12 protein-coding genes, 2 tRNA genes and 1 pseudogene are annotated in these 14,752 nt (G+C 41.3%); 6 read left to right on the forward strand and 9 right to left on the reverse strand.

The window, feature by feature from the left end; all coding sequences use genetic code 11:
* Positions 1–1,070 precede the first annotated feature (1,070 nt).
* The 3 genes and pseudogenes from FSC11_RS10435 to FSC11_RS10440 all read left to right on the forward strand — a co-directional run bounded on the left by FSC11_RS10435 (position 1,071) and on the right by FSC11_RS10440 (position 4,021).
* Positions 1,071–2,900, forward strand: coding sequence for a phosphoenolpyruvate carboxykinase (GTP) (locus tag FSC11_RS10435; protein ID WP_076753237.1), 1,830 nt, complete (start codon positions 1,071–1,073; stop codon positions 2,898–2,900).
* Positions 2,901–3,204: 304 nt separating this feature from the next.
* Positions 3,205–3,401 (forward strand): annotated as a pseudogene (locus tag FSC11_RS16280) (alpha-ketoglutarate permease); the annotation flags it as partial.
* 197 nt (positions 3,402–3,598) lie between these two features.
* Positions 3,599–4,021: a hypothetical protein gene (locus FSC11_RS10440; protein WP_008301936.1), complete on the forward strand. Its 423-nt coding sequence runs from the start codon at positions 3,599–3,601 to the stop codon at positions 4,019–4,021.
* 49 nt (positions 4,022–4,070) lie between these two features.
* On the opposite strand, the gene FSC11_RS10445 is transcribed toward FSC11_RS10440, so the two are convergent.
* Both FSC11_RS10445 and folD read right to left on the reverse strand, forming a co-directional pair.
* The gene (locus FSC11_RS10445) at positions 4,071–4,739 is read right to left on the reverse strand and encodes a class I SAM-dependent methyltransferase (protein ID WP_004810792.1); all 669 of its coding nucleotides are present in this window, start codon (positions 4,737–4,739) and stop codon (positions 4,071–4,073) included.
* A 111-nt stretch (positions 4,740–4,850) separates the two neighbouring features.
* Positions 4,851–5,699 (reverse strand): bifunctional methylenetetrahydrofolate dehydrogenase/methenyltetrahydrofolate cyclohydrolase FolD, encoded by an 849-nt coding sequence (gene folD, locus FSC11_RS10450; RefSeq protein WP_004810794.1) that lies wholly within the window; start codon positions 5,697–5,699, stop codon positions 4,851–4,853.
* Positions 5,700–5,852: 153 nt separating this feature from the next.
* Between folD and FSC11_RS10455 the strand changes: the two genes are divergently transcribed.
* Both FSC11_RS10455 and FSC11_RS10460 read left to right on the forward strand, forming a co-directional pair.
* Positions 5,853–5,926, forward strand: a tRNA-Cys gene (locus FSC11_RS10455).
* A gap of 10 nt (positions 5,927–5,936) precedes the next feature.
* A tRNA-Leu gene (locus FSC11_RS10460) sits at positions 5,937–6,022 on the forward strand.
* Positions 6,023–6,164: 142 nt separating this feature from the next.
* Here the strand turns inward: FSC11_RS10460 and FSC11_RS10465 are convergent.
* Positions 6,165–6,344, reverse strand: a complete 180-nt coding sequence (locus tag FSC11_RS10465) for a hypothetical protein (protein WP_004810797.1) — start codon at positions 6,342–6,344, stop codon at positions 6,165–6,167.
* 356 nt (positions 6,345–6,700) lie between these two features.
* Positions 6,701–7,693 (reverse strand): NAD(P)H-quinone oxidoreductase, encoded by a 993-nt coding sequence (locus FSC11_RS10470; RefSeq protein WP_163166759.1) that lies wholly within the window; start codon positions 7,691–7,693, stop codon positions 6,701–6,703.
* A gap of 256 nt (positions 7,694–7,949) precedes the next feature.
* On the opposite strand from FSC11_RS10470, the gene FSC11_RS10475 reads away from it, so the two are divergent.
* Positions 7,950–10,346 carry a glycerophosphodiester phosphodiesterase gene (locus FSC11_RS10475; protein WP_163166761.1) on the forward strand — a complete coding sequence of 799 codons (2,397 nt, stop codon included), beginning with the start codon at positions 7,950–7,952 and terminating at the stop codon, positions 10,344–10,346.
* Between the two features lie 46 nt (positions 10,347–10,392).
* Here FSC11_RS10475 and FSC11_RS10480 read toward each other — a convergent pair whose 3' ends face one another.
* From FSC11_RS10480 to cysD, 5 genes are all read right to left on the reverse strand, one after another.
* Positions 10,393–10,650 (reverse strand): DUF2798 domain-containing protein, encoded by a 258-nt coding sequence (locus tag FSC11_RS10480; RefSeq protein ID WP_103800596.1) that lies wholly within the window; start codon positions 10,648–10,650, stop codon positions 10,393–10,395.
* 32 nt (positions 10,651–10,682) lie between these two features.
* A complete protein-coding gene (locus FSC11_RS10485) occupies positions 10,683–11,201 on the reverse strand; it encodes a PadR family transcriptional regulator (protein ID WP_163166763.1) in 519 nt (172 codons plus the stop codon).
* 241 nt (positions 11,202–11,442) lie between these two features.
* The gene (locus tag FSC11_RS10490) at positions 11,443–11,709 is read right to left on the reverse strand and encodes a hypothetical protein (protein ID WP_163166765.1); all 267 of its coding nucleotides are present in this window, start codon (positions 11,707–11,709) and stop codon (positions 11,443–11,445) included.
* Positions 11,710–11,853: 144 nt separating this feature from the next.
* On the reverse strand, positions 11,854–13,467 hold the full coding sequence (gene cysN / locus FSC11_RS10495) for a sulfate adenylyltransferase subunit CysN (protein WP_163166767.1): 1,614 nt from the start codon (positions 13,465–13,467) through the stop codon (positions 11,854–11,856).
* 144 nt (positions 13,468–13,611) lie between these two features.
* Positions 13,612–14,526, reverse strand: coding sequence for a sulfate adenylyltransferase subunit CysD (gene cysD, locus FSC11_RS10500; RefSeq protein ID WP_004810809.1), 915 nt, complete (start codon positions 14,524–14,526; stop codon positions 13,612–13,614).
* Positions 14,527–14,752 lie beyond the last annotated feature (226 nt).

Raw genomic sequence — 14,752 nt, forward strand, 5'->3', positions numbered from 1 at the left:
TTTATCATGTGCATATACTTTTGCTGCTTTTTTCTTCAAGGCCAGTCTGAAATTAGAGTATAGCCTTCAGTTTTCAGAATTTTTCATCTTTCTATAAGCTTCTTTAAGAACGTGGTGAAGTATAATAGTGCTTATATTTGAACAGTCAGTAGATACAGCGCTACTCCTCTTTCCTATCTGATAAATAATTTAAAATAAGCAGTGCAAACACCTTAAACTCATCTTCTATATAAAGCTATTTCTTGGAATGACCTAGTTATATAGATAATTTTTTCCACATAATGAATACTATTTATATAGTGCTTCAGCCTTGTACAGGATGATCATTTCTATGCCCACATTCGTTGAAGATACTTACCTGGAGAATACTGTTATTGGCTTCATAGAGCTAAGCCTAAAAGATCAAGGTTGACTTTCTAATACCTACCAATCGTAAGTTACTAACCAATTAAAAATTAATCTTAAAGTGGTTTTTCTTAGGCGCTTTAAGAAAGCAGAAATTATAAATTTTATTTTTAAAATCAAAAATTTAAAATCACAATAAGCTATATAGCAAAGTTCAATCATGATCTTAAATAGAAATGACTCCAACATTCTATAACCACAGCCTTTTATGTGATAGAAATTAGATATATATGGTTTATAATAGTTCGGAAAATCATCAGCATTGATTATTTTTCTGGCAAACTGTCTAAATGCTAAACAGATGTCATTCAGTACTATGCAAAATTCAAATTACCCTCATTTATTTAATCAATGATAAGAGTCATTCCTAGAAAAATAATAAGTAAATGTTTTTCATAATTATATTTATTAAAAATATTAACCATAATTAAAATAAATACAAGATTACTCTGCAATGTTATTTTATATACTACTGTTTTTTAAATACTTATTTAAAATATTGCATTATGTGACAATTTAACTCTAACCCTGCTTTGGTCTTATTTTTTTTGTCATTTTATGCTTTAATACAGCCACTTTTTTTTCATATTTCATCTGGGCGATGTTTTCATCACCCAGACTATACTTTGTACATAGTTTTGTACACTTTTGAGATAGGCCTCACCATGACCCAAGTGAACGCACCAGAATTCGTTCGTCACCCTAAGCTTATTGCTTGGGTGGAAGAGATTGCTAAATTAACAAAACCAGCAAAAATTGAATGGTGTGACGGTAGCGCAGAAGAGTATCAACGTTATATCGACTTGATGATCGCTAACGGCACAATGCAAGCGCTTAACCAGGAAACTCATCCAGGTTCTTACCTTGCAAATTCTGATCCTTCTGACGTTGCTCGTGTTGAAGGTCGTACTTATATCTGTTCAGAAAACAAAGAAGACGCTGGCGCGACAAATAACTGGGAAGCTCCAGCTGAAATGCGTGCTCGCCTAAATGGCTTATTTGACGGTTCAATGAAAGGTCGTACTTTGTACGTTGTTCCTTTCTCTATGGGTCCTTTAGGTTCTCATATTGCACACATCGGTATCGAACTGACTGACTCTCCTTATGTTGCTGTTAGCATGTCTAAAATGGCGCGTATGGGTAAAGCGGTTTATGACGTTTTAGGTACTGACGGCGAATTCGTTCCATGTGTACACACTGTTGGTGCACCATTGGAAGAAGGTCAAAAAGACGTTGCTTGGCCATGTAACCCAGACAAATGGATCGTACATTATCCAGAAACGCGTGAAATCTGGTCTTACGGTTCTGGTTACGGCGGTAACGCATTGCTAGGTAAAAAATGTCTAGCTTTACGTATTGCATCTTACATGGGTCGTCAACAAGGTTGGTTAGCTGAACACATGCTGATCCTTGGCGTGACGAATCCACAAGGCGAAAAACATTACATCGCAGCTGCATTCCCTTCTGCGTGTGGTAAAACAAACTTCGCGATGTTGATTCCACCAGCGGGCTACGAAGGCTGGAAGATTGAAACTGTAGGTGACGATATTGCCTGGATCAAACCAGGTGAAGACGGTCGTCTATATGCAATTAACCCTGAAGCTGGTTTCTTCGGTGTAGCGCCTGGTACAAATACCAAAACTAACCCGAACTGTATGGCAACACTTCATAAAGACGTGATCTATACAAACGTTGCTGTGACTGACAACGGCGAAGTATGGTGGGAAGGTCTAACTAAAGAAGCGCCTGCAAACCTGACTAACTGGAAAGGTCAACCACACACTGGCGAAGAAAAAGCAGCTCACCCGAATGCTCGCTTCACCGTTGCTGCGGGTCAATGCCCTTCTATCGATGCTGACTGGGAAAATCCAGCAGGCGTTCCAATTTCTGCGTTCATTTTCGGTGGTCGCCGTGCGGATACAGTGCCTCTAATCTCAGAAGCATTTGACTGGGTAGACGGTGTTTATAAAGCTGCAACTATGGGCTCTGAAACTACTGCTGCTGCTGTTGGTCAACAAGGTGTTGTCCGTCGTGATCCATTCGCAATGCTTCCATTTGCTGGCTACAACATGGCTGACTACTTCACTCACTGGTTAGAAATGGGTGAGAAAGTTGGCGAGAAAGCTGCTGCTGCTGGTAACAAGCTTCCAGGTATCTATAACGTGAACTGGTTCCGTCGCGATGCTGAAGGTAACTTTGTATGGCCTGGTTTCGGTCAAAACATGCGTGTTCTTGAGTGGATCATCGATCGTTGTGAAGGTCGTGCAACTGCTGTTGACACTCCAATTGGCCGTGTTCCAACTTACGAACAGTTGAACTGGACTGGTACTGACTTCTCTAAAGAGCAGTTTGACCTTGTAACTTCTCAAGATAAAGATCAATGGATCAAAGAACTTGAAAGCCATACTGAATTGTTCGAAAAACTAGGCGACCGTATGCCAGAAGCGTTGAAAAAACGCCAAGCTGAATTACTAGAAGCTGTTAAATCTGCATAATTGCTGGTTTAATTTAAAAAGGTCGCATAAGCGGCCTTTTTTATTACTGGTTATTCATTAAATTTAAGTACTTTCATTTTTCCAATTTTTGCAGTTATTAGATTTCTCTAATACCTCTTAAATTATTCAACAACATTTGATCAATAAAAATTATATTAAAAATCAATAATTTAATATAAAATTAAATAATTTAATGCTTTGAATTATCAAAACTATCTCTCTTGTTTTATTAAGACTCAAGTTCTATAAAAAATTAAAAACCACATCAGCATAAGACACTGTAATTATTTAACTTTACTTCGATAAAACATGTGTCAACTCTATTCTCGGTGGTTTCACAGGAAACCTGGTCGAATGCACGACTGGTATGTTTATGCAGCCTTTACTTTATATTTTGCTTCGTAAGTTTCCCCTAAGGACGATGATACCGTAAAGCTGTTGCTGTTTTACCTTAGTTTTTTTAATGCGCCGATTGGCGCATGGATTATGGGAATTTATGCATATTGCTGACTTATATCTTCATAAAAGACACTAAAAAATACAGCATGATTACTGATGACTAATTAATGCTTGAGCTGTTTAAGCTTTCTGAGTGGAAACATTCAGAAAGCTTTTTTATTGGATTTTTAAGTTTACTGCCATTTTGTCTTTTCAATGCTATGGCATACTTGCTGCATAAAAAATGGGAAATCATCATGATGAAAAAAACAGTTTTTCTACTAGGTTTGGGTTTCGGCACTTTGGTGCTTACTGCCTGCCAAAGCACACCTCAACCTTATAACGGTCAATCTGGTTACGAAGTTATTGAGCAAAGTGCAAATACTGCAACATTGCGCTATACACTTTCTGGTCGTACCAGTCAGGATGAAGGAAAATTGCAGGCTGCTTGCAGACAGGCACTTGGTACTTCTAAAAACTGGAATGTAAGCGTACTCAGCAGTAATGAGATTAGTAATACTGCATTACCAGATGAACAGTATGGTCGCCAGCTCGGCAATAGCCGTACTCAAATCAGCTTAAGCAACACGCCTGACCTGTACAATACTGAAAATCCAGGCGCGCGTGATGCCCTGAATGCCCGCCCAAGCACATTACGCGTGATTCAATTCACCTGCTCATAATCTCTAAGATATGAAAAAAGGGCTTAATGCCCTTTTTTTATTTTTCGCTTCAAAGTGTCTTATAGAAACTGACGTTTCTGAATTCTGGAGATTCATCCAAATCCGGCCAGGTGGTAGCACTACGCTCATCCAGTTTTTCATATTTGGGATGGCTAAAGTTTTTTACCCGACTATCTGCAACCCACACCTCAGGCGCAAATTTTAAAAACTCATCCAGGAAGAAACGGTTGCATTGGTCATAAAGTACGTCGGCGGCTAACAGGATATCCACCTGTTCTGCTTTATACAGATCATCCAAGTATTCAAGCTCAACACTATTTAACTCAGCATTGGCACGACACGCCTCTAAACTCACTTGATCAATGTCACAGCAAATGACGCGTTTTGCACCTGCCATTTTTGCTGCAATTGCAACGACACCTGAACCTGCACCAAAATCCAGCACTACTTTATCTTTCACATGATGTGGTTCTGCCAGCAGCCACTGCGCCATCGCAAGACCAGATGCCCAGCAAAAGATCCAATACGGCGTATCATTCCAGATACGACGGATGACTTCATCATCCAGCTTATCAGTTGGAAATACTGGCGGAATTAGCCACAGTGAAATAGGTGTATCCGGCAATTGCTGTGCATGCAGTTCACAATGTGGAATCACATCATGCAAGGCTTGTAGAAGATGCTCAGGGGCTTTAGGAAATTGGAAAGTACAGCTCATGGTTTTTATTCATTCTAATTTAAAAATCCCCTCTCCTTTTAGGAGAGGGTCAGGTAGAGGTTTAATACCCCTCATCCTAGCCTTCTCCCAGAGGGAGAAGGAACAAAGCAATTAACCCAATGCTTTCTCAGCAGCTTCAACCGTTTGACGAATCAAAGTGGTAATGGTCATAGGGCCTACACCACCTGGAACTGGCGTGTAAGCAGAAGCAATTTCTTCGATACCAACTAACTGGATATCACCTACACCACCGCCATCACGTGGATGGAAGCCAGCATCAACCACTACTGCACCTGGTTTGATCCAGTCTTTTTGAATCAGTTCAGCTTTACCTACCGCACCAACAATGATATCCGCTTGTTTCACAAATTCCGGCAGGTTTTGAGTACGTGAATGGCAAATCGTCACAGTGGCATTCGCTTCAAGCAGCATCGCTGCCATTGGTTTGCCCAGAATTGCAGAACGGCCGACAACAACAGCGTGTTTACCTGCAATTTCAATGTTGTTTTCTTTCAGGATAGTCATGATGCCAGCAGGTGTTGCAGAACCATATGCCGCTTCACCCATCGCCATACGGCCATAGCCAAGACAAGTTACACCGTCCACATCTTTTTCAAGAGAGATTGCGTCGAAACAAGCACGCTCATCAATTTGCGCAGGCACTGGGTGTTGCAACAAAATACCGTGAACATCAGGGTTTGCATTGAGTTTTTCAATTTCTGCAAGAAGTTGTTCAGTTGTGGTTTCTTTTGGAAGCTCAACTTTCAATGAATCCATACCGACACGACGGCAAGCATTGCCTTTCATACGAACATAAGTTGCAGATGCACCATCGTCACCTACCAAAATAGTCGCAAGAATTGGAGTACGACCTGATTTTGCTTTCAGCGCTTCCACGCGAGTTAACAAGTCAGCTTCAATTTGCTTCGCCAATGCACGACCGTCTAGAACTAATGCCACGGCACTTCTCCCAAGTGTTGATATGAATCAATTTTGCACATTCTACATGATAATTCTCAATATTTTCCGCCATATGCTGCTTTTATGCGCATATGAATGAATACACTATTGTTTTTTTTTGAGAGCTTGATAATATACGCATCAACAAGACGCGGCGGGGTGGCAGAGTGGTCATGCAGCGGACTGCAACTCCGTGGACGCCGGTTCGATTCCGACCTCCGCCTCCATCTTGTTAAAGCCCGAGTGGTGAAATCGGTAGACACAGGGGATTTAAAATCCCCCGCCCACAAAGCGTGCCAGTTCGAGTCTGGCCTCGGGCACCATTCTTCTACTACTGAAGATGGTGCAAATAAAGAACCCAGCGAAAGCTGGTTTTTTTATGCCTGAAACTTAGTGAAATCCATTTACAGCCGAAATCGATAAAATAGATTTGCCTTCTGCGAGGCTAAGATAGCTTGAATCGGCTTAACGACGTTTGCGTTTAGGCTTAGACAATTTGGTCATATAACTTTCAAGATTTAATAATGCCAAATAGAAAATTTTAGCCTGCTGTGTCGTAACCCGGTTAAATAATCTGGCTTGAATCACTTGTGTTAGTGCTCGAGTTTGATGGATCCGTTTAAATGGTCCTTTTGCAATCATCATCGCTATTACTCTCTTGGATAAAGGAGAACAAGGTGACTATTGGATAAACAGTCTCTATAAGGATTGCAAAAAACTGACCATTTTTTACTTAAAGTTCAAAAACATAACTACCGTTCGTCGGAATTAATAAAACAGCTCTCAAATAAAAACTCTAAATATTTGTTATTTATATATTTTTATAAAAAAGACTTTGAGAAAATTTTCACATAAATAAGTATGTTTTCTTTCAAGTTTAAATGCTATAAATTTCAGCTGTTATTGTACTGCTAAAAACTGACATACCTTGTCATTTTTTGCACAAAAAAAGGGAGGGAAGCCATTAGCCCCCTCCTTTAAGTATTTTAATAATATGTGAACTAGATCACTTCTACCACAATTTTTCCGATATGTTCGCCTGTATCCATAGCTGCATGTGCATCCTGAATCTGATTAAATTTGAAAGTCTTATAAATCATTGGCAAACATTCACCTTTTGCCCATAAAGGTGCTACATGCACTTTCAGACCTTGTGCAATTTCAGCTTTTTCCGCTGTGTTACGCGCACGCATGGTTGAACCAGTAATTGTCAGGCGCTTCATCATAATCTGACCCAGCTTCACTTCCTTAGCCTTGGCACCACCCAAGAATGCGATATACACCAGACGACCATCACGGCGTAATAGATTCAGATTTTTCTCCAGATAGGGCGCACCAACCATATCCAGAATCACATCTACACCAGCATTGTCTGTCACTTCATTAATCACCTGCTCAAAGTCCTGAGTTTTGTAATTAATTCCTGTGGTCAGATGTGAAATCGCCTGGATTTTTTCGTCACTACCTGCTGTGGCAAAGGTTTTAATACCCAAGGATTTACATAGCATGAGTGCCGTGGTTCCAATTCCACTGGTTCCACCATGCACCAGCACCGTTTCTCCCGCCTTGGCTTTACCCATCTGGAATACATTTGCCCACACCGTAAAGAAGGTTTCAGGAATCGCAGCGGCCTGAATAAAGCTTACGTTTTCAGGAATATTCAAAGTCTGGCTTTCAGGTACGACGCAATATTCTGCATAGCCCCCACCATTGGTCAGGCCACACACCTTGTCACCGACTTTAAACTGATTTACGTCACTTCCGACTGCAACCACTTCACCGGCTACTTCCAGACCTGGAACAGGCGTCACCCCTTTTGGCATTGGGTACAAGCCCTGACGCTGCAAGATATCAGGACGGTTAATTCCAAAGGCATGAACCTTGACCAGCACCTCATCGGCCTTCGGTTCAGGAATAACAACCGTTTCATAAGCAAGTTTATCCACTCCACCCGGTTCTGTAATGATGACGTGTTGCATGGTTTTTTGTGACATAGGTCGTTCCGCATGTATTAACTGTTTCCTAACCCTATTTGAACATAGATAATTCCAGCTTTAAAGCCAAGTCGGACTTATGTCGAAGACCTAGCCATCATTAAGAAAAATGCATGACATCGAGATCTCACCTTATTTTTAAAAAAAATTTTTAATCTGTAAGAATTATTTTCATTTATGACAAATCCATATAAATGTCATGTTCTGCTTTTAATTTCTCAAATTCAAATATAAATGACTTGAGAATATTAAAAGCATGAAACCTGCTCATCTCTACCTCTCTATTTTGCTGTCCTTGGGCCTCACCGCATGTTCTGATGATGACGACAAGAATTCAGGCTCCTTACAGCCACCGGTAACCCAGCCAGATCAGCCGGCTCCTGAGCCCAATATTCCTGATGAAGAAGTTCCCATTCCAGAGGTTCTTCTGGATGAAAATTTTGATAAATGGACGGCTCTTTCTGGCGACTGGATACAACCTAAAAATAACGCAGGCCAGGTATATCTTGAAAATGGCGATTTGTATATCGATGGTCGTGCCCATAGCACACAAATGACAACCCTGCTTCTGCCAGAGAAATTCCAGCAATTACGCAATTACCGTATCGATATGGAATTTTCATTTGAAGAAGCACTCAATGAAGCCCGCTGGGGCAGTATCATCTACCGAGGCGCAGATCAGTTCGCTGATCCGTCTTTTACCCCCTATTACCAGTTTGCCATGCGGGTTGCTACCACCAGTGCTAGTGGTCTGGAACTATCTTTACGCATGCCGACCAATAGTTGGAATGTGCTTCAGAAATCTGCTCATAGCGAAGATATTGGCCTTCAGAAAACTCACAAGGCCAGCGTTGTAGTGTATGGAAATCGTGTACGGCATTATCTGGATGATCAACTGGTATTGGATAGCACCTTGCCTTATAACCTGGCTCAAGGCAGCATTGGTTTATCTAGTGCCGGTTTATTGATGAAAGTAAGCCACCTCAAAGTCACTGAACAACTCGATGCCTTGCCTGAATCCAATAAAGTCACTGACATTATTGACCAGCAGCTCCCGGTTTCAATGGCACCGACTTTAGCCCAGGCTGCACCGCTTAATGGCCCAGTCTCGACCGCGGCTACCCATGTTGCTTATCAACTTGATGCAGATCTTAATTTACTAAGCAACAATCAGAAAGTGAGCCACCTGACTGATTATCTTAAAGATACCCAGCGTCGAACTTTACCTTTACTCACTCTCCAAAATTCAGCAACCATTCAGGCACTGAAAGGACTGACAGAAGATTATGATCTGGCTGATATCACCCTCATTTCCGATAATGTAGATTTACTGCGTCAGGCCCGTATTGATTTACCGATGCTCCGAACAGCTCTGGATTATTCCAAGCAGACCGGGCTGGGTTATAACAGCAAAGATATCGTGACCATCGCCCACAATACCAATGTATCGCTGTCCAAAATCGTCATCTTGCCACCGCAATTACTAACACGTGAAGCAGTTAGTCATCTACAACGTTTATTGATTACGCCTTGGGCCAAGATTGACAGTGCACAGGTCTTGGACGCAGCAAAAATTCTAGCTACAGGTGTTAATGGAATTTATAGCAACCATCCTGACCTATATAAAGAAATTATGCAGCGCATGGCACCCAACACCCTGTTGCGTAAGCCGCTGATTACCGGACATCGCGGTATCCCGGCGCAAGACGATGAAAACACACTGGAGGGCACTCTCAAAGCGATCACTGTAGGAGCTGATGCAGTAGAATATGACGTGTATCTGACTAAAGATGATCATGTCATTCTTATGCATGATACTTCTGTGCTACGCACGACTGGTGTCAACCGCAACATTGAGGATATGACACTGGCAGAAGTACGTGAGCTCAGAACACTGAACTATAACCGTCAGATTCCTACCATGGATGAAGTGCTGGCTGAAGTGAAAAAATATCCACATGTCACCAACTTCATTGAAATTAAAAGCTACAAGCCTGAGATCGTACCAAAGATCAAAGCACTGCTAGATAAACATGATGCCTATGATCAAGCTATTGTGATCAGTTTTAGTGGCGACCAGATTTTACAAATGAAGAATGTGCTTCCAGGTGTATCAACCGGTTTCCTTACCAGTACTCCAGCCGCACAAAGCGATTTGGTCAATACACGGCGAATTCTGGATGCGACTCAACAGTATTCATCCACTTTCAATCCGTCTTTTAGCGGCTTGAGTGCGAATTTAATGCGTACTGCCTCCCAACGCGGAGTCACTTTTTGGCCGTGGACGTTCCGTTTAAACAAAGATGATTTTAATCGCATGTATGTCCAAGGAACACATGGTCTCACCACAGATTATGCACATGATGCATCCAATTTTGTGGTAAAACTGAATACGCTAAAACAGCTCAATGCTACAGCAGGTCAAGCTCTGGAAATTCCGGGTGAAATTCAGACACAAGTTGGCGGTAAATCCTCTTATATCTTTAAAAATATGCTGGTTCTGCCTGGCTCGGCTAAATATACGCAAAATGGTCAGAGTGTAACATTTGCAGAGAAAGGCACAGCTTATGTGATGCCGCGTTATGACTATACAATCGCTCCAAACTATACATACACCCTGTATGCAGAACCTGTAACTGTCACTATCCAATAATAGTTTTATAAGCAAAACACCCAATTCACGAATTGGGTGTTTTCATTTAAAGATTTCCTTTAGGCACATCCACGAATTTCATTAGGGTACGACGTACTAAGGGCAGCACCACCAAAATTAATGGAAATGCCATCAACCATGACATGCTCCAGGCATGCAGCCATAATGAAATAAACTGATCACTCCAGCCCTTATTGAGTAGCATATTAAAGCAGGAAATTGCCCCACTCATAATGCCGGAAAGGATCAAAGGCATGAGCCAATTCAAATGTTTGACATGAAATTTGGGAACTATTTTTTTCATCATTTTACCTGATTTTTAAATCGTGAATCGGATTACAGACGTGTGATGTTTATGGCTGCTTGATCAATCTGTTCTGCAATTTCACGTATTTGGATTTCATTAAGTTCGCTATGTTGAATCTTTAAACGCAGTGAGGTTTTTAAATTTTCCATCGCATGCTTAATATCGACATATTGTTCATTCGATTGAATTTGTTTGCGCGTATTAAAACGGTCTAGTACCTTTTGTAAGGTTTGCTGACGTTCTTTGAGATGTGCCTGACCTTTTTCAGTAATGTGATACTGCTTGCGCTCATCAATACTCATAGTCATTTGCGTATATTGCTGTTCTTCCAGATAACTAATGGTTGGGCAGATTGTACCTGTACTCGGCTTATAGTTACCTCCAACCAGTGCAGCTACCTCTTTGATAATGTCATAGCTGTACTTGGGCGCTTGAGCAATAAAATGTAACACCAGCAGTTTCATTTCACCTGTTTCAAACAGGCGTTTTCGTGGTTTTGGAGAGTCCGCTTGCTCTTCTGCTAGGACAGAGTTAGGGCTTATAGACATAATTAAGATATATCTTAAAATTAATTAAGATATATCTTATCATACTTAAGTAAAGCGATAAAAGTCAGATTTACAGATAAAGAAATTGGACAAGAAATGTTTTTTAAAGAACATCAATATACAGGTTCATTCCTAGTTAAGGTCAATATTGAAAAATTAATGGAAAAACCACAATGTGTATGGTTACCGCCTTATATGAATGCTTAAATGTGGATGATTGATAATCTCACACATTAGAATTTTAACGTTTATATTCCCTTATCATCCGGTCACTTACATCCTCCGGATAACAAAGTGGCGCATATCCACCCGCTCGGTTATAAGCGCTACGCTTACCACAACGACTACCATTACTCGCTGTATTATAAGGACATGGGCAATTGCCCGGATAACTCTCAATTGATTCTTTAATAATCTTCTGCTTGATTGCTTCAACGCTTTGGCTACTCTGTTTGGCTTCAACTCCAAAAGTCACACACAAGCCAGCCAGCAATAATAATTTTTTCATAAATCCCCCATCTAGGGAGAATTGTATTTAGTAACTAATAAATTGAAAGATCACATTTTGACTAATTGAGCGATTTTCATGCAAACAAAATTTAGGCAATAAAAAACCCGCTTTTCAGCGGGTTTTTCTAAAATCAGTACTGTCTTATAGACGAACCAATTCCACAATCTTCTCAGCAAGTTCTTCAGCAGATTCCTGAGCAAAAGTAACATCTCTACCTTCAGTTGCCTCAGTCACCACAACCACACCAGTTTCACGAACCAGCGCAACTTGATCAGCTGAAAGACCAATTTTTGCAATCGCAACCACACCTTGCTGAATTAACAAGCTTTCAAGTGCTTGAGCATTTTCAAGCGCTTTTGCAGATACAGATACCGCAGCAGGTTTTTGACCCAAACGTGCAGCACGATCTTCAGCAGTCACAGGATTGGTATGAGCAGTCCATTCGATTGCATCCTCAATCATGCCCGCACCAACAGTGACGTTGCTTAAACGGTCAATGAAGATAAACGAACCAGTATGACGGCTTTCACGGTAACGGTCGAATACCACTGGCGCATCAAACTCGATTTGAACATCAGCAATTGCGTTCAGATCCAGCTGCTCTACCTGAGTTTTCTCAAGTGTATTTACGTTTACACGGTAGTTGATCTCTGCAACTTTTGCAGGAACCGTTTGCGTACCCAGCTTAACGTTATACAACTTACCTTTAACCAATGGCTGGTCATTCATCCATACCACAGAAGCACGAACCGAACGTGAAGCTAAAGGCTGATCACCCGCTTTCACCAGCATGTTGCCGCGAGAAATATCAATCTCATCGTTCAAGGTTAAAGTCACTGCCTGACCTGCAAATGCACGTTGCAAATTGCCGTCAAAAGTTACAATTTCCTTAACAGTAGATTTCTTGCCTGATGGTAAAGCGACAATCTCGTCGCCTACAGCCACTTCACCCAGCGCTACAGTACCGCAGAAACCACGGAAGTCGAGGTTAGGACGGTTAACATACTGAACCGGGAAACGGAATTCTTCTTTATCTACACTGTGGGTAATTTCAACAGTTTCCAGAGTACCCATCAGGGTCTGGCCTGTATACCACGGCGTATTTTCAGACTTGTTCACCACGTTATCGCCATTCAGGGCAGAAATCGGTGTGAAGATAATATTCGCCGGCGTACGGTCACCTAACTGGTTCACGAAGTCAGTATAGTCTGCCTTGATCTCGTTGAAACGAGTTTCAGAGAACTCCACCAGGTCCATTTTGTTGATCGCAACAATAATGTTCTTAATACCCAGCAGGCTGGCAATAAAGCTATGACGGCGAGTCTGAGTCTGTACGCCATAACGTGCGTCAATCAGGATAATTGCAAGATCTGCAGTAGACGCACCTGTCGCCATGTTACGCGTATATTGCTCATGTCCCGGAGTATCTGCGATGATGAACTTACGTTTTTCAGTAGAGAAATAACGGTAAGCGACATCAATAGTAATCCCCTGCTCACGTTCCGCTTGCAGACCATCTACTAGCAAAGCCAAGTCAGGTGCATCGCCAGTCGTACCGACTTTTTTAGAATCACGTGTTACAGCTTGCAACTGATCTTCATAAATCAGTTTTGAATCGTAAAGCAAACGACCGATTAAAGTAGATTTACCATCATCAACGTTACCGCAAGTCAAGAAACGCAGTAAGTCTTTATTTTCATGTTGTTTTAAATAGCTCAGGATATCCTGGCTGATTAATTCAGATTGATGAGACATCGCTCAAACTCCACAAATGCTTAAGAAATCGGTTTAATTTTGAATCCCTCTAAATCTCTCTTTGGTAAAGGGAGACTTGGCTCCGTTCCCTTGGGAGTTCCCCTTCTTTATTAAAGAAGGGGTTAAGGGAAGATTTGAAGATGCTTAGAAGTAGCCTTCCTGCTTCTTCTTCTCCATTGAACCTGCCTCATCATGGTCAATCATACGGCCTTGACGCTCAGAGCTGGTTGCAAGCAACATTTCCTGGATAATTTCCGGCAAGGTGTTGGCAGTGGATTCAACTGCACCCGTTAATGGGTAACAACCTAAAGTACGGAAACGTACCGATTTCATTTGTGGAACTTCACCTTCTTTTAAAGGCATACGCTCATCGTCCACCATAATCAGTGTACCGCTGCGCTCAACAACTGGGCGTTCAGCAGCAAGATATAGTGGGACCAATGGAATACTTTCAAGATAGATGTATTGCCAGATATCAAGCTCAGTCCAGTTCGATAATGGGAATACACGAATACTTTCGCCTTTGTTCACTTTACCGTTGTAAAGGTTCCAAAGTTCTGGACGCTGGTTTTTAGGATCCCAACGGTGTTTCGAGTCACGGAATGAGTATACTCGCTCCTTGGCACGAGATTTTTCTTCGTCACGGCGCGCACCACCGAAGGCGGCATCGAAACCATATTTATCAAGTGCCTGTTTCAGACCTTGAGTCTTCATGATGTCGGTGTATTTTGAGCTACCGTGATCGAATGGGTTAATACCCGCATCACGGCCTTCTTTGTTCTGATGCACGATCAGATCAAAGCCATGAGTTTTTGCCATGTTGTCACGGAAGGCAATCATGTCTTTGAATTTCCAGCCCGTGTCTACATGAAGTAGCGGGAATGGAAGTTTTGCAGGGTAAAACGCTTTTAATGCTAGATGCAGCATTACCGCAGAATCTTTACCAATCGAATAAAGCATGACTGGGTTTTCAAACTCGGCAGCAACTTCGCGAATGATGTGAATACTCTCAGCTTCAAGCTGTTTAAGATGAGTAAGTCTTTCCTCATTTAATGACATGGACAACCTGCGTATTACACGTGTACTTATTACACTTTATAAAATTTATATTCATTATAGTGATTAAGTTTTCATAACGTTTTCTTGTTTTGTGCTATCCATATATCAAAACATCATATAAAACTTCACTGATATCTATTATTAGTTTTATTCAATCTAGTGATTTTTAATGCTTTGAATTTTAGTATTTTCTTCTATTTAGCTTTTTAAACCTACTATTTTTTAG

This window comes from Acinetobacter schindleri, assembly GCF_010918895.1.
Classification (GTDB): Bacteria; Pseudomonadota; Gammaproteobacteria; order Pseudomonadales; family Moraxellaceae; genus Acinetobacter; species Acinetobacter schindleri.

Bases quoted from the DNA above. Each gene is read 5' to 3' on its own strand.
- FSC11_RS10435 (WP_076753237.1), top strand. From the start codon at position 1,071: ATGACCCAAGTGAACGCACCAGAATTCGTTCGTCACCCTAAGCTTATT.
- FSC11_RS10440 (WP_008301936.1), top strand. From the start codon at position 3,599: ATGAAAAAAACAGTTTTTCTACTAGGTTTGGGTTTCGGCACTTTGGTG.
- FSC11_RS10445 (WP_004810792.1), bottom strand. From the start codon at position 4,739: ATGAGCTGTACTTTCCAATTTCCTAAAGCCCCTGAGCATCTTCTACAA.
- FSC11_RS10465 (WP_004810797.1), bottom strand. From the start codon at position 6,344: ATGATGATTGCAAAAGGACCATTTAAACGGATCCATCAAACTCGAGCA.
- FSC11_RS10470 (WP_163166759.1), bottom strand. From the start codon at position 7,693: ATGTCACAAAAAACCATGCAACACGTCATCATTACAGAACCGGGTGGA.
- FSC11_RS10475 (WP_163166761.1), top strand. From the start codon at position 7,950: ATGAAACCTGCTCATCTCTACCTCTCTATTTTGCTGTCCTTGGGCCTC.
- FSC11_RS10480 (WP_103800596.1), bottom strand. From the start codon at position 10,650: ATGAAAAAAATAGTTCCCAAATTTCATGTCAAACATTTGAATTGGCTC.
- FSC11_RS10485 (WP_163166763.1), bottom strand. From the start codon at position 11,201: ATGTCTATAAGCCCTAACTCTGTCCTAGCAGAAGAGCAAGCGGACTCT.
- FSC11_RS10490 (WP_163166765.1), bottom strand. From the start codon at position 11,709: ATGAAAAAATTATTATTGCTGGCTGGCTTGTGTGTGACTTTTGGAGTT.
- cysN (WP_163166767.1), bottom strand. From the start codon at position 13,467: ATGTCTCATCAATCTGAATTAATCAGCCAGGATATCCTGAGCTATTTA.
- cysD (WP_004810809.1), bottom strand. From the start codon at position 14,526: ATGTCATTAAATGAGGAAAGACTTACTCATCTTAAACAGCTTGAAGCT.